The sequence below is a fragment of the Flammeovirga kamogawensis genome, from assembly GCF_018736065.1.
GTDB lineage: Bacteria > Bacteroidota > Bacteroidia > Cytophagales > Flammeovirgaceae > Flammeovirga > Flammeovirga kamogawensis.
Genome location: NZ_CP076128.1, coordinates 16,379 through 39,236, shown reverse-complemented (window position 1 = coordinate 39,236; position 22,858 = coordinate 16,379). Strand labels below are relative to the sequence as shown.

The following is a 22,858-nucleotide window of genomic DNA, read 5'->3' as shown; positions in this document are numbered from 1 at the left end:
AACAGAAGTAGCCTTTTTTGTACTATTAATCGTCAACTACTATACATAAAAGCATTCTTTTCACTTTAAAAAGTGATATCTTTCTGAAAAATCATATTGATCTTCTCTGTGCAGATTAAATTTAGTTATGAGCAAACAAACAGTACCATTTACACTAGCAAACCGTATAGAAAACTTAAGTTTTAACAAACTATGGAACTTATATTTTACAGCCATTACGGTCATTATTTTATTGCTTTCAGTATCACAAGCAATTTTCTACTCATTTTCTCAAAAGCAAAGCATTGATGCCAATATCATTAATAAAGCAGGTAAACAAAGAATGCTTAGTCAAAAGATCACAAAGTGTGTTTTATTAATTGAACAAGGCAAAACATCTCCGTATTTAAATGAATTAAGAACTTCTATATTTGAATGGAAAACAGTTCACAAAGAGCTTGGGCAACATAATAAACAGATAGACAACATTGTTTATCAACAAAAGGCCATACAGCTTTATGATAAGATGAATACTTTTCATGTAAATATTATAGATAATATAGACCTCTTTTTTAACGATAGAACAATAAAAACAAGTAATACAATTCTGGCCAATGAAGAGTACTATTTAATTAATATGGATAAATTGGTTAATGTCTATTCTGAAGATGCTAACAAAAAATTAGATGACCTTCAAAACACCTCACTCCTACTTTTCTTAATTACTTTAATTATTTTATTTCTTGAACTAGCTTACGTTTTTAGACCTACAGCAAGAAGAACTAAAAAAACTATTGATGAATTAGAAAAGGCTAAAATTCTAAATCAAGAAAAAATAAATGAAGTTGATCAATTGTATAGATCACTTGGTCAGTCTTATCAATTCTTATCAGAAACAAAAGATAACGAAGAATTACTCAATGTAACACTAGCAAAAACTGACACAGAAGGAAATTTTATTTCAGTTTCAGAACACTTTATAGAAATTTTAAAACTTGATAAAAATCAATTACCGAAATCTATCTTCGAATGGTTAATTAAAGAAGACTATAAAGAAGAAATGATACAAGAGATATTAGAATCAATTTTACAAGAAGACACTTGGGTTGGCACACTGCAAGTAACTGATGCTGAAGGCGATTATATCTGGATTGAAACTACAATTAGTTTACTTCATACATATAAACCTCAAATAATAATTTTAGGTAGAGATATTACAGAACAAAAAGAAGCAGAAGAGAGATCAAAAGAATTAAATCAAGAAGAAATTGATAAACATATCGAATCACAGAAATCAAGATCATTATTAATCTTAAAAGGGCAAGAAGAAGAAAGAGGTAGAATTTCTAAAGATATTCATGATGGAATTGGGCAGTTATTAACTGCTTTAAAGTTTAGTTTAGAATCGATAGACTCTTCACATATAAAAAATGCTACAGGAAAACTTAAAGAATCGAATAAATTACTGAAAAAGATCATTAGAGAAGTAAGAAGAGTTTCTTTCAATTTATCTCCAAATACTTTAGGTGATTATGGTATAAATGCAGTATTAACTCGATTCGCAAACGAAACTAGCAGACTTTCTGATGTACAGGTAAACTTTGATAATAAATCTGATTTTAATCAAAGATTTGAAAAACATATTGAGACAAATATTTATAGAATAGTTCAAGAAGCTGTTAATAATGCCATAAAATATTCTGAAGCAGAAGTTGTCCATATTTCCTTAAATCATGACTTTGAAATTATGGAAATCATTATAAATGACAATGGTAAAGGTTTTGATATGGAAAATTTACAAATTAAGGGTGGCGGAAATGGATTATTAAACATGAAAGAAAGAGCAGGATTTGTAGGTGGGACAATTGATGTAAGATCAAGCTTAGGAAAAGGAACAACTATCTCAGTAGAAGTACCGATTAATAAAGAAAACTAAGTAAATTTTATATATTGCGACATAAATAACTCACATCAACAAAATATTAATTAATGGATCAAATTTCAGTAGTACTAACAGACGATCATGTGGTAGTACGTAATGGCATTAAGCTACTCCTAGAGAATAGCCATGAAATTAATGTCATTGGAGAAGGAGCTAACGGACAGGAAGCATTGGATTTATGTAAAGAATTAAAACCAGATGTTTTAGTAATTGACATTCGTATGCCTATTATGAATGGTATCGAAGCAACTTCAAAAATTAATGAATACAGCACAACAACAAAAGTGCTTATACTCTCTATGCATGATGATGCAGAATATATATTAGATGCAGCAGAAAAAGGTGCAAGTGGTTACTTATTAAAAGATTCTAGTAGTGACGAGTTTTTAAAAGCAATAAAAACAGTAAACGAAGGGAAAAAGTACTTCAGTGGAGATATTTCAAAAGTTCTTGTTGAAGGTTACTTAAATATGAAACACACTGGCACTACTCCAGTGGTAGCTCAACAAGGTAATCACGAAGAAAAAATAGATCTTACTAAAAGAGAAAAAGAGATTTTACAATTTGTTGCTCATGGTAAATCAAGCAAAGATATTGCTAGTGTTTTAAATAAGAGCGTTCGTACTGTTGAAACACATCGGTTTAACATTATGAAAAAAATGGGTGTAAAAAGTGCTGTTGAGTTAATCTCTAAGATTAATGAAATGCCAACATTAAAAGTTGAATTAGGACTATAAACTCATCAATTTTTCTCTATAAAACTACTAAGTACTTAGTTACTTAGTAGTTTTTTTTATGCTCAATAAAGGCATAAATCATAAATTACTTAAAAAATAATCTTGATTTATACGTATTTTTACGTAAAAATACTTACTTTTGAAATATGAATTACGTATTCAACTAAAACAACTTACTATTCCAACTAGTACGCTATCAGTTTTAGAAGTATATGTTTCTCTATATAAAACAAACACATGCTGTCGATGGGAAATGTGAAAACATTTCCCTCGTTTTAAAATTAGCACTGAAAGATTATGAAAAATTGCTCTACATATAAATCTACTTGTTCTTACTGTGGTGTAGGATGTGGTATTAATGTCAACAAAGACGCTAAAGGTAAAATTACTGTTGACGGAGACCCTTCATACCCTGTAAACAAAGGAAAGTTATGTTCTAAAGGAATGAACTTACATTATGTAGTACAAGATACTTCTGATCGTTTACTGTATCCTCAAATGCGTTGGAGTAGTCAACACGAATTACAACGTGTAGATTGGGACACTGCACTTACAAGAGCTTCTGCAGTATTTAAATCAATTATAAAAAAACATGGACCTGATGCCGTAGGAATGTATGTTTCAGGTCAATGCCTTACAGAAGAATATTACTTAGCCAATAAACTAACAAAAGGATTTTTCCAAACTAATAATATAGATACCAACTCTAGACTTTGTATGAGTTCTGCTGTAGTTGGTTATGTAAAAACATTAGGTGAAGATACTGTTCCAATTGCATATGATGATATAGAACATGCTGATACTTTTATGATTGCAGGTGCAAACCCTGCTTGGTGTCACCCTATTTTATTCAGGAGAATTGAAGCACATAAAGAAGAAAACCCATCTACAAAAATTATTGTAGTTGATCCTAGAAAAACACAATCTTGTGCTATTGCAGATCTACATTTACAATTAAACCCAGGAACTGATATTGTACTTTATCAAGCAATTGGTAGAGCAATAATTGAAGAAGGTGATTTAGATTGGGAGTTTATAAAAAATCATACAGATGGTTTTGATACTTACAGAAAAGAGGTTTTAGCTAGAACTTTAAAAGAAGCTTCTGCTATAACTGGTATAACTATAGATAAAATAAAATTAGCTGCAAGATATATCGGTAATGCAAAAGGCTTTATCAATATGTGGGCAATGGGTTTAAATCAGAGTGCACAAGGTACTAATAAAAACCTTGCATTACTTAACTTAAACTTAATCACTGGTCAGATTGGGAAAGTTGGTGCAGGACCTTTCTCTTTAACAGGTCAGCCTAACGCAATGGGCGGACGTGAAGTTGGAGGTATGGCCTCGTTACTAGCTGCACATCACGATTTAAAAAATCCTGATCATAGGCAAAAAGTTGCCGATTATTGGGGAGTAGATCACATCCAAGAAAAACCAGGTAAAACTGCTACAGAAATGTTTGAAGCGCTTCATTCTGGAGAAATGAAAGCAATTTGGATTGTTTGTACAAACCCTATGGTAAGTTTACCAGATTCTAAATTTGTTGAAGAGGCACTCAAAAAAGCCAAGTTTGTTGTTGTACAAGACATCTCAAACAAAGCTGATTCTATAGAACATGCCGACCTTATTTTACCAGCTGCTGGTTGGTTAGAAAAAGAAGGTACAATGACTAACTCTGAAAGAAGAATAAGTCATTTAGAAAGTGTTATTCCTGCTCCTGGAGAAGCTTTACCTGATACTGAAATATTCTGTAGATTTGCTCAAAAAATGGGTTATCATGGTTTTGACTATAACTCTACTGAAGAAATATTTAAAGAGCATGCAGTCTTAACTAAAGGAACAAATATAGATATATCTGAACTAGACTATGCAACTCTAAAAGAAAAACGTTCTGTACAATGGCCGTATAAAAATGGCAAAAGTACCAACCGATTGTTTACAGACAATCAATTTTTCACTCCAAATAAAAAAGCTCAAATTGTCTGTACTGGTGTAGAAAACTCAAGTGATTCTATAAATACTGAACTACCTTTAATCTTAACCACAGGCCGTATTCGTGATCAATGGCATACCATGACACGTACGGGAAAAGTAAACAAACTTAATCAACACATTCCTCTTCCTTTCTTAGAAATGCATCCTAATGACGCATTAACTAGAGGTTTAAAAGATGGAGAAACAGCAGTAATTCAGACAGAAAGAGGTGAGTGTAGAGTAAACGTTAACATCTCATCGGATATTAAGCAAGGTGTAATATTTATGCCAATGCACTGGGGGAAAATTAGTAATCAAATTTTTGCTAGAACAAACAATCTAACAGCAAATAAAATTGATCCAATCTCTAAAGAACCTGATTTTAAATTCTCTGCTGCACAAGTCGTAAAATATCAAAAAGCAAAAGAAAAGATTTTAATTATCGGTGCTGGTGCTGCTGCATATCGATTTATACATACCTATAGAGGCATTAATAATGAAGATGAAATTGAAGTATTTTCTAAAGAAAGTACTCCTTTCTATAACAGAGTTCTTTTACCAGAATACGTAAATGAAACTTTACTATGGAAAGACCTTCAAAAATTTAATGCCTTAGATGAATTTGACGAGCTTGGTGTTAAAGTACACTTAAGTAAATCAATTTTAAATATTGACAGAAATAAAAAAGTAATAGTTGATCAATTTGGAGAAGAATTTAGTTATGACAAACTAATTATCGCTACAGGTAGCCGCCCTTTTGTTCCTGCAGATGTGCCTATTCACATGGAAGGTGTATTTACTATGAGGAACAAAAAGAATGCTGACGATTTAAAACAATACCTTAATAAAGATGGCTCAGTAGTAATTATTGGAGGTGGACTTCTAGGATTAGAACTAGCAGCATCTTTAAGAGAAATTAATATAAACGTTACTATTGTTCAATTAGCTGGTAGATTAATGGATAGGCAACTTGATCCTATAGCTAGTGAGCTTCTACTTAATCATGTGGAAGATAAAGGTATTGAAGTCTTACTTAACGATCAGGTACAAACTATTGAAAAATCTGGTAGTAAAACTTATAAAGCCAAATTAAAAGGTGGTAGAACTTTAGAAAGTAACGCTATTGTTTATGCCATAGGAACCAGACCTAATATTGAACTTGGTAAAGAAAGTGGCTTAAAAGCATCGAGAGGATTAGTTGTAAATGAATACCTACAAACTTCTGATTCGTCTATATTCTCGATTGGAGAAATTGCTGAATTCGAAGAAAAAATGAACGGTACTACAGCAGGTGCTGAAGAGCAAGCTGATGTTTGTGCAAGGTTTATTTCTGGTGATTTATTAAGTCGTTACACTGGTACTCTTCCTATGAACATCCTAAAATTTTCAGACCTTAACCTCTGTTCATTGGGAATAATTGATGTACCTCGTAAAGACAAAAGTTATGAAGAAGTAATCTTGCTAGATAAAGCAGAAGCATTTTACAAAAAATGTATCATTAAAGACAATAAGCTTGTTGGGACGATTCTTTTAGGGGACAAATCTGAATTTGCAGACTATAAAAAACTTATTGAATTAAAAACAGAACTCGGTGACCGTAGAACTGAATTACTAAGAGGAAAAAGTGATGCTGAACCTCTTATGGGTGAAGTTATTTGCTCTTGTGGTAATGTTGGAAGTGGAAACCTCCAAAAAGCAATGGACGAAGGTTGTACTACATTAAATACTTTATGTGAAAAAACCGGTGCAGGGCTTGGTTGTGGGAGTTGTAAAACCGAAATTCAAGAAATGTTAAAGGTGAACGACACACTAACAGTTTAATTAATGATATCAAAAGGGTACTCCTCTTAAAAATATAAAAGCCATGCTTGAACAAGTAGAATACGATACATTAGAAAAAGAAGATTTAGTAAGGGTTTTCATTAAAGGAGGAATTTCCTCTCCTGGTGATCTTTTAAAAATCATTCAAGTTGCAGAAGAGTTAAATGTTGAACATTTACACTTTGGATCTCGACAGGATATTCTTTTTGCATCTCCTAATATCCCAAGAAATACGTTAAAAGAAACTTTCGAGTCCATCAAAACTACATTTGATTGCGACGGGGAGTCTTACCAAAATATAGTTACATCTTATGTTGCACTAGATGTAATCCCTAGTACATCATGGTTAGCAGCCCACACCTACCATTATATTTTAGATACTTTTGATTTTCAGCCAAAGTTAAAAATAAATATAACTGATCCTGCTCAAACCATGGTTCCTTTATTTACAGGGCAATTAAATTTTATTGCTTCAGAAAAAGAAGGATATTGGCATCTTTACATTAGAGAACAAGAGCAAGCTGAGGTATTGTGGGAATGTCCTAACCTTATTTATAATTACGATATTGCTAAGGTTGTTAAAACGTTTGAGAATGAGTATACAATAGGTAACCCAATTGAAAGTGCTAAAGTTTGGAACAACATTATCACTACTTTAGACATTAACACTATTAGTATTAATAATAAGCTAATACTTCCATCAGGACCATTCCCATATTACGAAGGGATGCACCGTATGATAAGTGGAAAATATTGGCTAGGTCTTTATTGGAGAAATAATAGATTTGATATACCATTCCTTAAAGAGTTATGCGAACTTTGTCTAAAAACAAATATTGGAAAAATCACTTTAACACCTTGGAAATCATTTATTGTTAAAGGTATTGACAGTAAAAATATAATTAATTGGGAAAAGCTTCTTGGCAAATTTGGTATAAATGTAAGACATTCATCACTTGAGTTAAATTGGCATTTACCTGTATTAGATCAAGAAGCATTAGAATTAAAAAACTTCCTTGTTCGTGCTTTAGATAAACAAGATATTAGTACTTATGGGTTAACTTTTACAATTAAAACTAAACCTATCATATTATTTACTTCAGTTGTTATAGAAAGTATTCCATCAAGTAATAATGATATGTATAATGTTCTATATGCAAAAGATTTTAATTGTAACGAACCAAAGTATATCACTTTTATAAAAAGAGTTCCAAAAGAGGCTATCCCTCCAATACTAATTGAACTTAGTCACCTTTACTACGAACAACTTGATAATAGTAATTATGGTAATGATAAGTCTAAAAAACCTAGTGCTATCTCTACAGTAGAAAAAGTTTATCAATGCCAGAGTTGTTTAAGTATTTATGACGAAAGTATAGGAATACCAGACGAAGGCATACCTCAAAACACAAAATTTGAATCTCTTCCTAGTTCTTTTACTTGTCCATTATGTGATGCAAGTAAAGATGAATTTAAAGAAATTGAAATGCCAAGATAATTCCATAAATAGGCATCCATAATAGTATTTATGGTAGCCTAATTATTTTTAATGTTGATTAAAAAAAGCCACTCCAATGAAAATTTGGTAGTGGCTTTTTTTGTTGAAAAATACTCTAAAGTCTATTAAGGATGAGAAAACACCCAATGTGAACCATCTTCAAAATATTCTCTTTTCCAAATTGGGACAGTATCTTTTAAAGTATCAATTGCATATTGACAACCTTCAAAACTTGCTTTCCTATGTGGAGTTGACACAGCGATTACTACTGCAGTTTCTCCAACTAGACAATCACCAACTGCATGAACGATACTTACTTTATCTGCTTGATACCTCTCCTTGACTGTATTCGCTATTTTACTAAGTTCACTAATTGCCATTGGAGTATAAGCTTCAAAAAATAATTTAGTTACTTTTTTACCAACTAGATTATCCCTCACTGTACCTATAAATACATCAACAGCACCACAATAATCAGATTTCACACTATCAATAATAGCTGAAATATTAATATCCTTCTGTTCTTTTAACTCAATCATGAATTAATTTTTTATTTCACCTTAATACATCAAATAAATCAACCTCCACTCATTGGAGGAATTAATGCGACCTCATCACCTTTTTTCAAAATCTCTTCACCTAAAGCGTGTTCTCCATTTACGGCTAAAGCTATAGATCGTAATTTAGATAATTCAGGATATTTTGTTTTTAAGGATACTAGTAATTCAGATGAAGTACTTCCTTCATCTTCCAGTTTCCAATCTAATACTGAAGATCCAATAATGTCTTTTGCTATACCAAAAAGTAATATTTTCATAGCTTGAAATTGCACATTAGTTTTTAGAATAAAAAGAATAAACAATACATTATAAACAAAAAAAGGTACCTCCCGAAGGAAATACCTTTTCTGTATTATCTCTAAAAAGATTATAAAGAAATACCCATGAATGACATAAATGCCAAGCCCATCAAACCAGTGATGATAAATGTGATACCTAAACCTTTTAATGGAGCAGGAACATTAGAATACTTCATTTTCTCACGGATAGCCGCAAGAGCAATGATAGCAAGTAACCAACCTAAACCAGAAGAGAATCCATATACTGCAGATTCAACAATAGTATATTCTCTTGGAACCATAAAGAATGCAGCACCCAAAATTGAGCAGTTTACTGCAATAAGTGGTAAGAAAATACCTAAAGAACCATACAATGATGGAGAGAATTTCTCAATTACCATTTCAACCAATTGTACCGTTGAAGCTACAACTGCGATGAAAAGAATATATGTCAAGAAAGATAAGTCTACATTAGCATAAGATTCGCTAATCCAAGACAAAGCACCTTCTTGTAAGATATAATTATAAACAAGCCAGTTTAATGGTACAGTAATCGTTAATACAAACGTTACAGCTGCACCTAAACCTAATGCTGTGTCTACTTTCTTTGATACGGCCAAATAAGAACACATACCTAAGAAATAAGCAAACACCATGTTGTCGATAAAAATCGACTTGACTGCGAGATTTAATAAATCCATTATTTCGTCGTCTTTTTAATGTGAATGATGTTCTAAGCTTCTTCTACGTAACCGTTTCTCCAACGCTGTACCCAAATAATAAGACCTATTAGGATGAATGCACCAACAGGTGAAGTCATTAGACCATTATTTACATAAGCTTCTGGAAGAACTCGAATATCAAATAAAGTACCTGATCCTAATAATTCTCTAAAGAATGCTACAACCAAGATCACCCATGCATAACCAAATGATGAACCAAGACCATCAAGAATTGAATCATAAGGTTTATTTGCCATTGCAAATGCTTCAAGACGTCCCATTACAATACAGTTTGTAATGATTAGCCCTACATATACACCTACAACTTTCGATACATCATATAGATAAGCTTTTAACACTTGATCTACGATAATTACTAGAGATGCTACGATACCCAACTGAACGATAATACGGATACGTTGAGGAATAGCATTACGTAAAAGAGATACAATTAAGTTAGAGAAAATTACTACAAATGTTACGGCAATTGACATTACCAATGTAGGTTCTAACTTAGAAGTAACCGCCAATGCAGAACAGATACCAAGTACCTGTACGGTAACTGGGTTATCATCATCTAAAGGATCAGTCACGATTGCTTTTCTTCTCTTCGAGAATAAAGCTTCAGACTTTTTTGCTGCTACAGTTTCTGTGCTCATGTCTTTCGTTTATTATTAATTTAAACAAAAATTTCGAACTACTGGGCCATAGAAACCGCAGAAGTACCTTTTTCTTTATTAATGAATGGCTCGTAAGCTTTTAAATATCTTCCTACCATTTCATTTAAACCGTTAGCAGTTAAAGTTGCTCCAGACATTCCGTCTACCTCATCAGAAGGTAATCCAGTATGGCCTTCACCTTTAACCATTACGATTGGTGTAAATTTACCACCATTAAAGATTTTCTTTCCTTTGTAACGGTCTTGGATTTGAGCATCGCCAATTCTAGCACCCAAACCTGGAGTTTCTCCTTTATGAGAGAATACAACACCTTTAACAGTTACTAGATCTGCATCTAATGCAAAGTAACCCCAGATGTCATTCCATAGTCCGTAACCATACATAGGAAGAATATAACTATCAACAGATTTACCATCCTTGCTCATAAATTTATAAACAGGTAAAACTGCATCTTGTCCTTTCTTTAATTTTTTCCATTCTTTAGAAATATCTAATTTCTCTAGAACAGCACCATCAATTGCTTTGCCATTAATATCGACCACTTGGATCTGCTTATCATATACCTTTGCAATTTCAGTTTTTGATGCTTCACTCATTTCAGGTACTACAGAAAGCATAATTTGCTTTTTAGTATCAAGAGCTACTTGTTCTTTTTGTTTCGCATTTAGCGAAACTGCAGTGAACGACAAAATACCACCTAAGATGATTGTCATTGCTACTGCAAAACCGATGACATAACCGTTAGACTGTTGCACGTTTTAATCTTCGTTTTTTGTTTGCAGATACTACATAGTGGTCAATCAATGGAGCTAAAACATTCCCTAGAAGAATAGCTAACATGATGCCTTCAGGATACGCAGGGTTTAATACACGGATAATTACCGTCATTACACCAATTAGCGCACCATAAATCCACTTACCAGTACTTGTCTGAGAAGCAGAAACTGGGTCTGTTGCCATAAACACAATACCAAATGCAAAACCACCAACAATTAAGTGGTAGTATGAAGGCATTGCTAAATATGTATGATCACCAGCAAAAATGTTTAACAAGAAACCCATTGCTAATGCACCAACTACACCAGATAAAATAATTCTATAATCAGCAACTTTAGTCCAGATTAATACTATTGCACCAATCAAACACATTAAAGCTGAAGTTTCTCCAATTGAACCAGGTATTAAACCTAAGAATGAATTTGTAGCTACATCTTGTGAGCTAGATGCCCATAAAACGCTATTTGCTACAAAATCTGCTACAGGTTGTCCTGCTTTCTGTGCTTCAACAGCTAAACCTAAGAATGTTGCACCAGTGTAACCATCTACAGTTGCTGCATCTCCTAAGTACGTCCATACAGAATCACCAGAAATAGCTGCAGGGTAAGCGAAGTATAAAAATGCACGTGCTGTTAAAGCTACGTTCAAGATATTCATACCAACACCACCAAATACCTCTTTAGCAATCAATACTGCAAAAGCAGAAGCCAAAGCTACTTGCCATAAAGGAATAGTAGCAGGTAATACTAATGGGATTAGGATACCTGTAACCAAGAATCCTTCTGTAATAGGGTGATTTCTAAAAACCGCAAATGCAGCTTCTACAATACCACCAGCTGCATAAGAAACAATAATGATTGGTAAAGCTAATTGTATACCGATCCAAAATTGTTCACCTACAGATGATGCCTCACCTGTAGAAATATGATGTTGGTAACCAACATTCCATAAACCAAAGACAATTGCAGGTAGTAGTGCAATCACTACAGTCATCATGACACGTTTTAAATCAACCGCATCACGAACCTGAACACCTTTCGCTTTTGTTACCTCCGGAGGGGTAAACATAAACGTTTCACCTGCTTCAAAAACATAGTAAAGCTTTTCTAGCTTACCACCTTTTTCGAACATAGGCTTTTGTTTCTCTAAGAGATCGTGTAAGAATTTCATTCTTTATAAGATATTTTACTTCTTAATAATTGTGCACCAAATTAATCTAAACGCATAGTATCAAGACCTTGACGTACAATTTTTTGAATATCATGCTTAGATACATCAATGAATTCACAAAGAGCAAAGTCCTCTTCTGCAATTTCATAAATACCTAAAGCTTCCATATTCTCATAATCGTATGAAAGAATTGCCTTAAGAAGATACATTGGATAAATATCCATAGGAACTACTTTTTCGAAGCTACCAGTTACAGCAAATGGTCTGTCTTGACCGTTTGTATTTGTATCTAATGCATATTCTTTAGAAGTACCACCTAGTAAGCCAAAGGCTTTATGGAAACTTAAACGGTTTGTGATAGGTGCTAACCAACCATCAGATAAGAAGAAACGTGCTTTATTTCCTTCTGACAAGGCTGTAATCATGTTAGAGTAATATCCTAAGAAACCATCTTTAGGGATAGAATATCCTGTTAAGATGTTACCAGAAACAACACGAACATTTTTACTTTTAATTTTAGCAGCTGCAATTGTATCTACTGATGCACCAAGGTATGTTTCCACATATTCTGGTTTGTCCACTTCAGGACCAGCAACAGCAATCACTTTTTTGGCATCGTACTTTCCTTCTTTGAAAAGTTTACCAATTTGTGCTAAGCCTTCTGGAGTAATTGTCCAAACAACATCTGCAGCACTAGTAACAGGGGCAGTGTGGTGAATTTGTACACCAACGTTACCTGCAGGGTGAGCTCCAGTAAATTTGTTTTTATCAACTCCTACAATACCATCAAACAATGCTGAAGGTTTTGCACCATTTTGACCTAAGAACACCTTAGGAGCAAACTTTTTAAGAACATCAATACCCGCTTGGATATATTTTTCTTGTCCTTTTAAAGTGAACTCATAATTTGGTGCCAAAGGATGGCTATCGAATGCTGATACAAAAATAGCTCTCGGAGAGTCAGATGGATCTGCAACTATTGCATAAGGACGACGAATTAATTGTGGCCAAACACCACTTTCTAGCATTACTGCTTTCGCGTCTTCCGCACTAACCTGATCAATCGGTTTTACCGGGAATTCTTTGTATTCAATTTGCTTGTCTGCTTTTATAACAATTGCAAGCAATTTACGACGTTCTCCTCGTTGGATTTCAACGATTTCGCCGCTTACAGGTGAAGTATATTTTATTACATCTAGTTTCCCATCAATTAAGATAGGGTCACCTGCCTTTACTTTTTCGCCAACTTTTACCACAGACTTCGGGCGAATCATGCCTGGGAAGTCTTCTGGTTTTATGGCAAATCTTGTGGTTGTATCAATATTTTTAGCAATGCTTTCTTCAGCTTTGCCCACTAGTTTGATATCAAACCCTTGTTTTAATCTCACGTTATTAGACATCGGATATTATCGAGTGACAGAGTAAACGCTCCTATTTTTCAACGCAAACTTACTAAATTTTGCAACGCTTTAAAAATCACTTTAGATGTGATTTTATTAGAAATTCTAAAAAAAGGTGAATACCCTGTGAATTTAACTAATACATTAACAAAAAAATTATGACTATCATTATATAAAAAAATGTAAATTTAGACGTTACTAATATAGAAGGTCACAAATTAAACTATAAGCGTTAATCATGAACAATACAGAAGTCACTGCAATTTGGGAGCAAATCAAGCATAGAAAAGATGTAGTAAAAGTACATAACCTACACTTTATCAAGGTAGTAGACTCTTCTTTAGAAAACCCTCATTTAATAACATGGGACTTTTACAATAAAGAAGTTTGCATCTCTGAAGTGCCTTATGTTAATAAAGTAGATGATGAGCCAATCAATTTAAAAGACTACAAATATCTTTGGGTAATAAGTGATAATCCGAACGAACAAGCCTTATTTAGAATCTTACTAAATAACGATGGTAGATCTTTAAATCTCAAAACATTGTTTCATCCAGCTCATCAAAATCAAAATTTAAAAGTGAAATATTTACCTTTTACTGCTAATTCGGTAGAAGCATAAGAAAAAAGGGAGACAGTTTATGTCTCCCTTTCTTTTTATCTCTCAAAAATCACCTCTTGATTTGGTACTCTAACTCTTTCGTTATAAACTCCCCCTTTGCCGGCGGGGCCACAACCAATTATCATACTTATCTCTGCATCTTTAGGAAGGTCTAAGAGTTTCTTTATCCGTTTACTATCAAAACCTTCCATAGGGCAAGTATCATATCCTTCAGCTTTCATGCTATACATAAATGTCATAGCTGCCAAGGAAACACTTTTATGCAATGTCACACGAACATCAGTTTTTGTTACCTGACGTACCATTGGACGTTTAGTACCAACGTACCAAGAATATATTTTCTTAAATACACTGCGGACACCTAACTTATCATTATTATAAAGAATAGGTATAAGTTTTTCGTAATAACTTAATGCTCTATTTTTATCTTTATCTTTCATATCTTCAGGGAAAGAAGATATCATTTTATCTAAATTAAAAGCAGTTCTATCTTTCCATAAAGACGGCCTAACAACAAATAATACCAATTCTCTCGCTGTTGTTGCTGCTTTTTGTTTCATGCAATTTTCTGCAACTTCTTTCTTTAAAGCATCTGATGAAATTCTATAGAATTCCCACATTTGCATATTTGAACTGTTTGGTGATAAAGTTGCTCTCTCTAAACTCCTCTGAACAGCATTATGGTCAAATTCTTGCTCTTGATCATATATTCTTACTGAACGTCTTGCTTGAACAAGATCATCAAAATACTTGGCGTCGGTAGTCATTATTCTTTTCTGATTTATTAACTTAAGCGTCAGTTTTTAAAGACGATTTCGCAAATATAACATCAATCACAAAGAAATAGTCTCAAATGATTGATTTTCAATTACTAATAATTTTAAAGCATCAAATTTAATCAAAAAAAATAATTATGATAAAGTTCATTTCAAAACTAACAACAATTATAGGCTTAATTGGATTAGCTTTTTTAGTACACTCATGTGGTAGTGATTCTGAAATTGCAACAGGTAACGCTACATTTTATGCTGACAATACCGTTGGATTTTCAAAACAACAGATTGCAATTCAAATAACAAATAAAAATGATGATGAAATTGCTGAGGGGTATTTACGCCAATACAATACAAGCCCTAACTGTGGATTAGAGACAGCTATTGATGTCTTCACCGTTGACCTTCCTGAAGGAACTTATAACGTATATGCTGTAGAAGCTGACTCTGAAGATACTAAGGGTGCATGGTTTACAGGTTTAGAAGGTTATAGCCTTACAATAACTGCTGGAACTTGTCAAAGATTTCGATTAGGTGAAGATCCTTTTGAAGAGCAGAAAAATCCAAATGCTAGATTGAGAGGATTAAAAGTTCTAACTATTAGTGTAGATGAATGTGATTGTAAAAAATAATTTTTACAAATGTCTAGTCCGTTCATAGCGTTACAGATTTAGACTATTATATATTGATAGCATCGAGTGTAGACTCGGTGCTATTTTTACTTTTATAAGTTCTCATTTTTATTTCACTTTGCTGATGCATCTCAACAGGTGTCTTCATATAATTACTCCAATGAGGCCTTTCATTATTGTAAATATATACAGATTCTCTAATAAATTTATTCATTAAATCGAGATCATTAATTTTTATTCCTAAAATAAATTCTTGCTTAAGAATTCCGTTTATTCTTTCTGCTACCGCATTTTGATAAGGATCGTAAGATTCCGTCATCGAGCACAATACTTTATTTTCATGAAGATGTCGTTGATACTCGTGACTACAATATTGTAATCCTCTATCTGAATGGTGTATCATTGGTAAATCAACATAGTTTCTATTTTTCAGTGCTTCTTTTAATGCTGCAATAGCTCCATTTGCATTCAAACTATCTGATACATTTAACCCCATTATTTTCTTAGAATAGGCATCTGTTACTAAGGATAGATACATTGGGTTACTTCGCTCACCTATGTAAGTTATATCAGAAACTAATACTTGTTCAGGTCTATTTATTTCCAAATGCTCAATAAGATTTTTATGCTTTTTAAACCTGTGATGAGAATTTGTAGTGACATGACATTGTTTTTTAGGCTTGATATCGAGTCGATTAGCCCTCATGATATCAAAAAGCTTATCTCGACCTACATTTAGTAATTGCAATTCAGGAAGAAGTAATTGATATAATTTCCTTGTCCCTATTTTAGTTTGCTTCAAACGAATTCTTTTCACTAAGTCTACTACTTTAGATGCAATACTATTATTATTTTTTACTTTCCTTTTCGAACGATAATAAATTTGTCGATCTAACCCAAGCAATTCACAAGTCGGTTTGACTCCTATTTTTTCTTCTTTTTTGAATTGGTCAACTGCTTGGGTAAAGACTTTTTTCTAATAGGAATATTAAACTCATCCTCAGCAATATCGATCATCATATCAAAGAAAATTGCTTTTTTATCTGTTACGTAGAGTTGTTTTTCTAAAGAAGCTTTTTGCTTCTCTAATAATAGAACCTTTTGTTCTAGCTCCAATAATTTTTGTTCTGGTGTCTTTCCCATTTTTAAATCAGATTTATTATCCCAATCTAAATTACCATACTTTCTTATCCAAGTACGGATGGTACCATGACCTTGTATTCCATATTTAAGTCTTGCTGCCGTTATACCAATTTCCCCTCGTTCCACTTCATCTACAACTTGTAATTTAAAAGAGTAGCTGTAATCTTTTTGTGTACGTTTAGTGTACTGATATTCTTGATCTTCATTCATAATGTTACGTTTTGTGTAACACTAATTCAGGACGAGACAAAATCCATAAAAAAAGGTTGACATTTTTAAAAATGTCAACCTTTTTTTATCCACCAATTAAAGACATTGAGTCAAGTTGGTCAGTATTTTCTTTTTCTTCCTCCCAACCAGATTTTTTCTTAGTTGAAAGGTGTGATTGTATTAATTCCAATATTTCAGCATCAGAAATATTTTCACGAAGTGCTTGTTTTAAGTTCAACCCAGATTTGGCATATAAACAGTTCCTTATCTCCCCTAAAGAAGTTAATCTTAAACGATCACATGACCCACAAAATGAACGTGTAAATGCAGGGATAATTCCAACCCTACCTATCATCTGATTACTATTAAATAATTGTGCTGTATTTGATTTTGTAGTATCAATTGACGTTAAATCAGGAAACCCTTTTTTAAGTTCATTTTCTATTTCTATATGATTCCAACTTTTTGACACTTCTTTTCCCTTCCCATTGAAAGGCATTTCTTCTATATATCGTACTTCTATTGGGAATCTCTTGGCATAATTTGCTAAAGGAATAATTTCTTCCGTGTTCTTTCCTTCCATTACAACCATATTAATTTTAACATCAAAATTTAATGCTACCATTCTTTCTAAAGCTGCATAAACTTTATCAAAATCATCACGTCTTGTAATTTCAAAGAATTTATCTTTTGATGTTGCATCAAGGCTAAGGTTAACAGAAGTAACACCAATTTCTTTTAATTGATCAAGGTATTTATCTAATAAAACACCATTAGTTGTTATGCCTACTTTCTTTATCCCTTCTATTTTTACAAGTTTAGTCAGAAAATCCATTAAGCCATTTCTAACAAAAGGTTCACCGCCTGTAATACGCACCTTTTCTACACCATTTTCAGCTAAAATCTCAACTACTTTAAGCATTTCTTCAAACGAAAGTAATTGATTCTTCTTCACAAATTGCATATGTTCAGGCATGCAATATGTACACCTCAAATTACAACGGTCTGTAACTGCTAATCGCAGGTATTTAATCTGTCTTTGAAATTTATCTTTCAGCACGTTCTCTTTCTCCATTTATAAAATACTCAAAGGCAATTTACCTATTTTAATAGTAAAAAAGGTCTTGAAGAACTAAAATGTTCCACAAGACCTTATATTTAACTGAATTCCACTTATAGTAAATCCTTTTTTGTTAAATCTTTATACACTTCATAAAGTGCTAAAATTACAGCAACTCCAATACTTGGTTGAGCTATAAAAACAAATAAGAACATCAAATAAGGATTTGGATATAATATGTATGGAATTGTGATCATCAAACCAATAATCACTAACATACTTTCTATAAATACCTTTCTCATCTTTATACTTGTTTATTCTGCAGAAGCAGTAATATTGGTAATGTAATCTTTCAGTTCTTCAGCATCAACTACTTTGTTAACTTTAGGGTCTGAAAGCCACTTATAATCTTTACTACCTGGAGTTCTTCTTGAAGGCTCCGGATGTGCACGACCATGACAATTTAAACATGAAATACTAGGATCATCTCCTAATAAATTTTCAACAACTGGAGCATGTTCATCAACTGCTTCGAATGTGCGAGAACCTTCATGACAACCGTAGCAGTTCATAGAATTAAACTCACCTCTATAGCGAATTGGTTCGTGGTATGTTTTTGTAACGTAACGCATTAAATGTCTATAACCATCTAATTTTGCCTTCATAGTTCCTTGAAAACCATAATCAGCATGACAACTATAACATTCATGTTCAGCAATCCATCCATTTTGATAATGTCTTGCTGCTAATGTTTGACTATGTGAATCAAACATCATATCGTTTGCCATTGGTGCCATTACGTGGCAACTCTGACAAGCCGATGACTCTTTTGTAGTTACAAAAACATGGTAGTTACCTAAAGCTACTGCCAGAACTGGCAATACGATAATACCAAATAGTACCATTGAACGTACTTTAGCACTTAGCTCGTGTCTATGTGCTCTTAATTGATACAGCAAAACTACTTCTACTATGAGAATAAAAATTGCTGATATATCCAATATCATTTCCATAATCTAAGAAGTTAAGCGTTTACTTTTTTTACATTAATTGCTGTTACTTTATAATCAGGCTCCTTAGAATAAGGATCGTAATCATCAGAAACAACATTATTAATTAAGAAAGTTTGATCATAGAAAGCTGCAAATACAACTCCTGGAGTTTCATGTTCAGAAATTGCAACAATTCCTTCCATTTTACCACGACTACTTTCAACTTCAATACGATCTCCTTTTTTCACTTTGTAAATACCTGCATCCTGAGGGTGGAAAACAAATCTTCCAGGTCCTGCTGAATGCTTCAATTCAGGTACTTTATAAGTCATAGTTCCAGAGTGCCATTGTGAAATTACACGGCCTGTTGTTAGGAACAGTGGTTTTTCTTTAGAGATATCTTCTTTACCCGGAATATAAGGTCTAGCAAAAACTGTAGCTCTACCATCTGGTTTCCCGTAGAAATATACTTTTTTATCAGAAGGCACAAATGGATCTCCTTTAATATATCTCCTTACTGTACCAGGGTGATCTACAGACGGACAAGGCCATTGGATTCCTCTTTCTTTCTTAAGACGTTCTCTGGTAATACCACTGAAATCGTACTTACTACTTTTTGAGATAATTCTATATTCATCCCAACACTCTGTAGGAGTTTTATATGAAATCAATTTACCTTGACCCATTCGGTTGGCAAAATCAACAAGAATATCAAAATCTGATCTAGCTTCACCAACAGGTTCTCTAAGCTTTTCAATTATTTGATACCTTCTTTCAGTTTGACCGTAAACACCTTCTTTTTCGATATATAATGCAGCAGGTAATAAGATATCAGCAAATTTAGCTGTTTCAGTATCTTCAAAGATTTCTGAAACTACTAAGAATGCTTTCTCCATTCCTTTTCGGTAATATCTATTATTAGGTAAAGTTTGTGCAGGGTTAGTACACATAATTAAGGCAACTTTAACCTTATCTTTTACCATTTCATCGAACATTGCCAATGCATGAAAACCTGGTTTTGGAGCAATAGTACCCTCTGGAACTTTCCAAAGTTTTTCCATTTCTCTTCTATGAGGCTCTTTTGCAATTAATCTACCGTTTGGTAATAAGTGAGACAATGAACCTGTATCTCTTACACCTCCACAAGCATTAGATTGCCCTGTTAATGATAAAGGAGTGGCACCTGGTCTACAAATCTGTCCGGTAATTAAATGTAGAGAATTTAGTGTGTTATTTAAATATACACCTTGAACTCTCTGGTTTATACCCATTGTCCATAAAGACATTGTGGCTTTAGAAGAGGCAAACTGATAAGCTACTTCTCTGATTTCTCTAGGTGTTAAACCTAATTCATCTGCCACTTTTTCAGGACGATAATCCTTTAAAAAGTCTTTATATTCTTCTAATGATATCTTCTTTTTACCGTCATTAAAGTTGACGTACTTAGAGATGAAATCTTCATCCAGTAAATTCAACTCTGCCATTACACAACACATTGAATTTAACAATGCCATATCTTTACCTGGCAATACAGGTAAATAGATATCTGCGTGCTCTGCAGTTTTGGTTTTCCGTGGGTCTACCACGATAATTTTAACGTTCTTATTGGCTTTCTTACGCATCATTATTCTCTCCCATAAAGGAGGGTGACATTCGTAAGCATTAGAACCAATTAGGAAAAAAGTTTCTGCATGATCAATATCAACATAAGCCCCTGGAGGCTCATCTTTACCAAACGTCTGTGTATAACCTACAGCAGCAGATGCCATACAAAGCCTTGGGTTTCCATCAACGTTATTTGATCTTAAACCAGCTTTAAACAACTTGTTTGCCGTATAAGATTCTTCTATTAATAATTGACCAGAACCGTAGAAACCAATACTCTCAGGACCATTTTGAGCTAAAGACTCTTTAAACTTATCAGTCATTAAAGTCATTGCCTCTTCCCAAGAAGCTTCTACAAATTTTCCATTTTTCTTAATTTTAGGTGTTTTTAATCTGTTTGGGTTCTTCATTACAGAATCTAGCATAGATCCTTTAATACAGATTACTCCTTTATTATGAGCTTCTTGGTCACCTCGAACTCTGACTAATTTGTCTTTGTTCATACCAAGCATAACTCCACAGCCGGTTCCACAGTAGCGACATACTGACTTATGCCAAGATTTCACAGGGCCTTCATCGACTATTAATTCAGTCAAACCCCATCCACTTAATGCAGCACCGCCCACAGCAACGGTTCCCCCAGTAAGTTTTAAAAAATCTCTTCGCGAAAGTCTAAGATTTTCTTTTTTGTTATTATTATCCATTGACAATTTGTGGTTATAAAAGTTAGAATATGTAGCTTCTAAATTTAAATTGAGATAAAATTTACAGAAAAGTTGAATATTATGTAATACAACCTCATTAATTTACATCATTTAATGATGAATATCATCATAAAACGGAAATAATAATCTGATTTAGGTGCGATAAATTATGTAAAATTGCGCTAAATTTATTTTAAGATAATTTAATATAATCTATCAGAACGTCTAATTTTTTTAAGTATGTTTAAAAAACTATTATCCTTTACACTGCTATTATTGACTTGTGGTGTTGTACAAGCACAAGACTTTAGTATTGATGCTCAATTAAAGCCCCGTTATGAACACAGAAACGGTTTTAATCAATTAAGACCATCAAATGGTGATGCTGATCGTGCTGCTGATTTTGTTTCTCAACGTGCAAGAATCAGAATGTTATTTAATGATAAAAGCAACAAATTCCGCTTCGGATTCTCTGCTCAAGATGTTAGAACTTGGGGTGAAATTGGAAACTTTGCAAACAAAGACAATGGTAACTTCTCTATCCATGAAGCATGGGGTGAATTACTTTTCACTGAAGAATTTAGCGTTAAAGCAGGTCGTCAAGAAATCTCTTATGATGATCAAAGAATTTTTGGTGCTGTAGATTGGGCGCAACAAGGTAGAAGCCATGACGCTGCAGTATTTAAATATGAAAAAGCATTTAAATTACATGCAGGTGTTGCAATTTCTGCAACTGGAGAAACTCCTTATTATAATCCTGGCGTAAACAACTATAAATCCTTACAATACTTATGGTTTAACAAGAAATTTGAGCAATTAAGTATTTCTGCCTTATTCTTAAACAATGGTGTTGAGCAAGATGTTGCTGGTAACCAGACAAGCATGCCTGCTGATTTTGAGACTATTTACAGTCAAACTTTAGGTGCTCACGGTGAATGGAGACCAGGTAAATTTGGTTTAAATGCATCTTTCTACTACCAAATGGGTGCTGTTGGTGCTGGTAAAACAGATTTAAATGCATACAATGCTCTAGTTGAAGTTTTATTCCAAGCATCTGAAGGGTTAAGTCTTAATATTGGTGGTGAAATTTTATCTGGTACAGATGCAACTGCTACCGATGGAGTTAATAGAACGTTCAATCCTCTTTACGGTACAAACCACAAGTTTAACGGACATATGGATTACTTCTATGTTGGTGGTGCTTCTCGCTTACCTGCTGGTGGTTTAACTGACATCTACTTAGGAGCTACTTATAAAATGAATGAATGGAAGTTCTACGGTAAAGTACACTCTTTCCAATCTAGTGCTGTAATTGTTGATGGTACTGGTGCTGAAGTAGGAAATAATTTAGGTACTGAATTAGATTTAAATGCCAACTACAAGTTCAACGATTATATCTCTATTCAAGGTGGATGGTCTGCTATGTTTGCTACAGAATCTATGCAATATTCTACTGGAGCTAACGCTGGAGGAGACTATGAAAAATTCAACAACTGGGGTTGGATGGGTATTGTGATTAAGCCAACACTTTTCACTACGAAGAAAAAAGAAGCAAAAACACAAGGTTAATCTTACC

21 protein-coding genes are annotated in these 22,858 nt (G+C 33.3%); 7 read left to right on the top strand and 14 right to left on the bottom strand.

The window, feature by feature from the left end:
- Positions 1-127 precede the first annotated feature (127 nt).
- The 4 genes from KM029_RS00170 to KM029_RS00155 all read left to right on the top strand — a co-directional run bounded on the left by KM029_RS00170 (position 128) and on the right by KM029_RS00155 (position 7,954).
- Positions 128-1,915 carry a sensor histidine kinase gene (locus KM029_RS00170; RefSeq protein ID WP_144074784.1) on the top strand — a complete coding sequence of 596 codons (1,788 nt, stop codon included), beginning with the start codon at positions 128-130 and terminating at the stop codon, positions 1,913-1,915.
- 53 nt (positions 1,916-1,968) lie between these two features.
- Positions 1,969-2,658 (top strand): response regulator transcription factor, encoded by a 690-nt coding sequence (locus KM029_RS00165; RefSeq protein ID WP_144074783.1) that lies wholly within the window; start codon positions 1,969-1,971, stop codon positions 2,656-2,658.
- Between the two features lie 297 nt (positions 2,659-2,955).
- Entirely contained in the window at positions 2,956-6,456 is a 3,501-nt protein-coding gene (locus tag KM029_RS00160; protein ID WP_144074782.1) for a nitrate reductase, read from the top strand.
- A 43-nt stretch (positions 6,457-6,499) separates the two neighbouring features.
- The gene (locus KM029_RS00155) at positions 6,500-7,954 is read left to right on the top strand and encodes a rubredoxin (RefSeq protein ID WP_144074781.1); all 1,455 of its coding nucleotides are present in this window, start codon (positions 6,500-6,502) and stop codon (positions 7,952-7,954) included.
- 125 nt (positions 7,955-8,079) lie between these two features.
- On the opposite strand, the gene KM029_RS00150 is transcribed toward KM029_RS00155, so the two are convergent.
- The 7 genes from KM029_RS00150 to KM029_RS00120 all read right to left on the bottom strand — a co-directional run bounded on the left by KM029_RS00150 (position 8,080) and on the right by KM029_RS00120 (position 13,541).
- Complete coding sequence (locus tag KM029_RS00150; RefSeq protein ID WP_144074780.1) at positions 8,080-8,493, bottom strand: molybdenum cofactor biosynthesis protein MoaE; 414 nt, start codon at positions 8,491-8,493, stop codon at positions 8,080-8,082.
- Between the two features lie 38 nt (positions 8,494-8,531).
- Complete coding sequence (locus KM029_RS00145; protein ID WP_144074779.1) at positions 8,532-8,771, bottom strand: MoaD/ThiS family protein; 240 nt, start codon at positions 8,769-8,771, stop codon at positions 8,532-8,534.
- A 110-nt stretch (positions 8,772-8,881) separates the two neighbouring features.
- Positions 8,882-9,493 (bottom strand): NADH:ubiquinone reductase (Na(+)-transporting) subunit E, encoded by a 612-nt coding sequence (gene nqrE / locus KM029_RS00140; protein WP_144074778.1) that lies wholly within the window; start codon positions 9,491-9,493, stop codon positions 8,882-8,884.
- Positions 9,494-9,525: 32 nt separating this feature from the next.
- A complete protein-coding gene (locus KM029_RS00135; protein ID WP_144074777.1) occupies positions 9,526-10,173 on the bottom strand; it encodes an NADH:ubiquinone reductase (Na(+)-transporting) subunit D in 648 nt (215 codons plus the stop codon).
- Between the two features lie 38 nt (positions 10,174-10,211).
- Positions 10,212-10,949 carry an NADH:ubiquinone reductase (Na(+)-transporting) subunit C gene (gene nqrC / locus KM029_RS00130; RefSeq protein ID WP_144074776.1) on the bottom strand — a complete coding sequence of 246 codons (738 nt, stop codon included), beginning with the start codon at positions 10,947-10,949 and terminating at the stop codon, positions 10,212-10,214.
- Positions 10,936-12,141 carry an NADH:ubiquinone reductase (Na(+)-transporting) subunit B gene (locus tag KM029_RS00125; RefSeq protein ID WP_144074775.1) on the bottom strand — a complete coding sequence of 402 codons (1,206 nt, stop codon included), beginning with the start codon at positions 12,139-12,141 and terminating at the stop codon, positions 10,936-10,938. Before KM029_RS00125 ends, nqrC begins: the two co-directional genes overlap by 14 nt.
- A gap of 41 nt (positions 12,142-12,182) precedes the next feature.
- Positions 12,183-13,541: a Na(+)-translocating NADH-quinone reductase subunit A gene (locus tag KM029_RS00120; protein ID WP_144074774.1), complete on the bottom strand. Its 1,359-nt coding sequence runs from the start codon at positions 13,539-13,541 to the stop codon at positions 12,183-12,185.
- Positions 13,542-13,779: 238 nt separating this feature from the next.
- Between KM029_RS00120 and KM029_RS00115 the strand changes: the two genes are divergently transcribed.
- On the top strand, positions 13,780-14,163 hold the full coding sequence (locus KM029_RS00115) for a hypothetical protein (RefSeq protein WP_144074773.1): 384 nt from the start codon (positions 13,780-13,782) through the stop codon (positions 14,161-14,163).
- Positions 14,164-14,198: 35 nt separating this feature from the next.
- On the opposite strand, the gene KM029_RS00110 is transcribed toward KM029_RS00115, so the two are convergent.
- Complete coding sequence (locus tag KM029_RS00110) at positions 14,199-14,930, bottom strand: nitroreductase family protein (RefSeq protein WP_144074772.1); 732 nt, start codon at positions 14,928-14,930, stop codon at positions 14,199-14,201.
- A 146-nt stretch (positions 14,931-15,076) separates the two neighbouring features.
- Between KM029_RS00110 and KM029_RS00105 the strand changes: the two genes are divergently transcribed.
- Positions 15,077-15,568, top strand: coding sequence for a hypothetical protein (locus tag KM029_RS00105; RefSeq protein WP_144074771.1), 492 nt, complete (start codon positions 15,077-15,079; stop codon positions 15,566-15,568).
- Between the two features lie 46 nt (positions 15,569-15,614).
- On the opposite strand, the gene KM029_RS00100 is transcribed toward KM029_RS00105, so the two are convergent.
- The 6 genes from KM029_RS00100 to KM029_RS00075 all read right to left on the bottom strand — a co-directional run bounded on the left by KM029_RS00100 (position 15,615) and on the right by KM029_RS00075 (position 21,282).
- The gene (locus tag KM029_RS00100; protein WP_205125452.1) at positions 15,615-16,472 is read right to left on the bottom strand and encodes an IS3 family transposase; all 858 of its coding nucleotides are present in this window, start codon (positions 16,470-16,472) and stop codon (positions 15,615-15,617) included.
- A 20-nt stretch (positions 16,473-16,492) separates the two neighbouring features.
- Positions 16,493-16,921, bottom strand: a complete 429-nt coding sequence (locus tag KM029_RS00095) for a transposase (RefSeq protein ID WP_205125428.1) — start codon at positions 16,919-16,921, stop codon at positions 16,493-16,495.
- Between the two features lie 85 nt (positions 16,922-17,006).
- A complete protein-coding gene (gene moaA, locus KM029_RS00090) occupies positions 17,007-17,996 on the bottom strand; it encodes a GTP 3',8-cyclase MoaA (RefSeq protein ID WP_144074770.1) in 990 nt (329 codons plus the stop codon).
- 98 nt (positions 17,997-18,094) lie between these two features.
- Positions 18,095-18,283 (bottom strand): hypothetical protein, encoded by a 189-nt coding sequence (locus KM029_RS00085; protein WP_144074769.1) that lies wholly within the window; start codon positions 18,281-18,283, stop codon positions 18,095-18,097.
- Positions 18,284-18,295: 12 nt separating this feature from the next.
- Positions 18,296-18,994 (bottom strand): NapC/NirT family cytochrome c, encoded by a 699-nt coding sequence (locus KM029_RS00080; protein WP_144074768.1) that lies wholly within the window; start codon positions 18,992-18,994, stop codon positions 18,296-18,298.
- 11 nt (positions 18,995-19,005) lie between these two features.
- Positions 19,006-21,282: a molybdopterin-dependent oxidoreductase gene (locus KM029_RS00075; RefSeq protein WP_144074767.1), complete on the bottom strand. Its 2,277-nt coding sequence runs from the start codon at positions 21,280-21,282 to the stop codon at positions 19,006-19,008.
- Between the two features lie 240 nt (positions 21,283-21,522).
- Here KM029_RS00075 and KM029_RS00070 point away from each other — a divergent pair, with 240 nt between their 5' ends.
- Positions 21,523-22,851 carry an alginate export family protein gene (locus KM029_RS00070; protein WP_144074766.1) on the top strand — a complete coding sequence of 443 codons (1,329 nt, stop codon included), beginning with the start codon at positions 21,523-21,525 and terminating at the stop codon, positions 22,849-22,851.
- Positions 22,852-22,858: the final 7 nt, after the last annotated feature.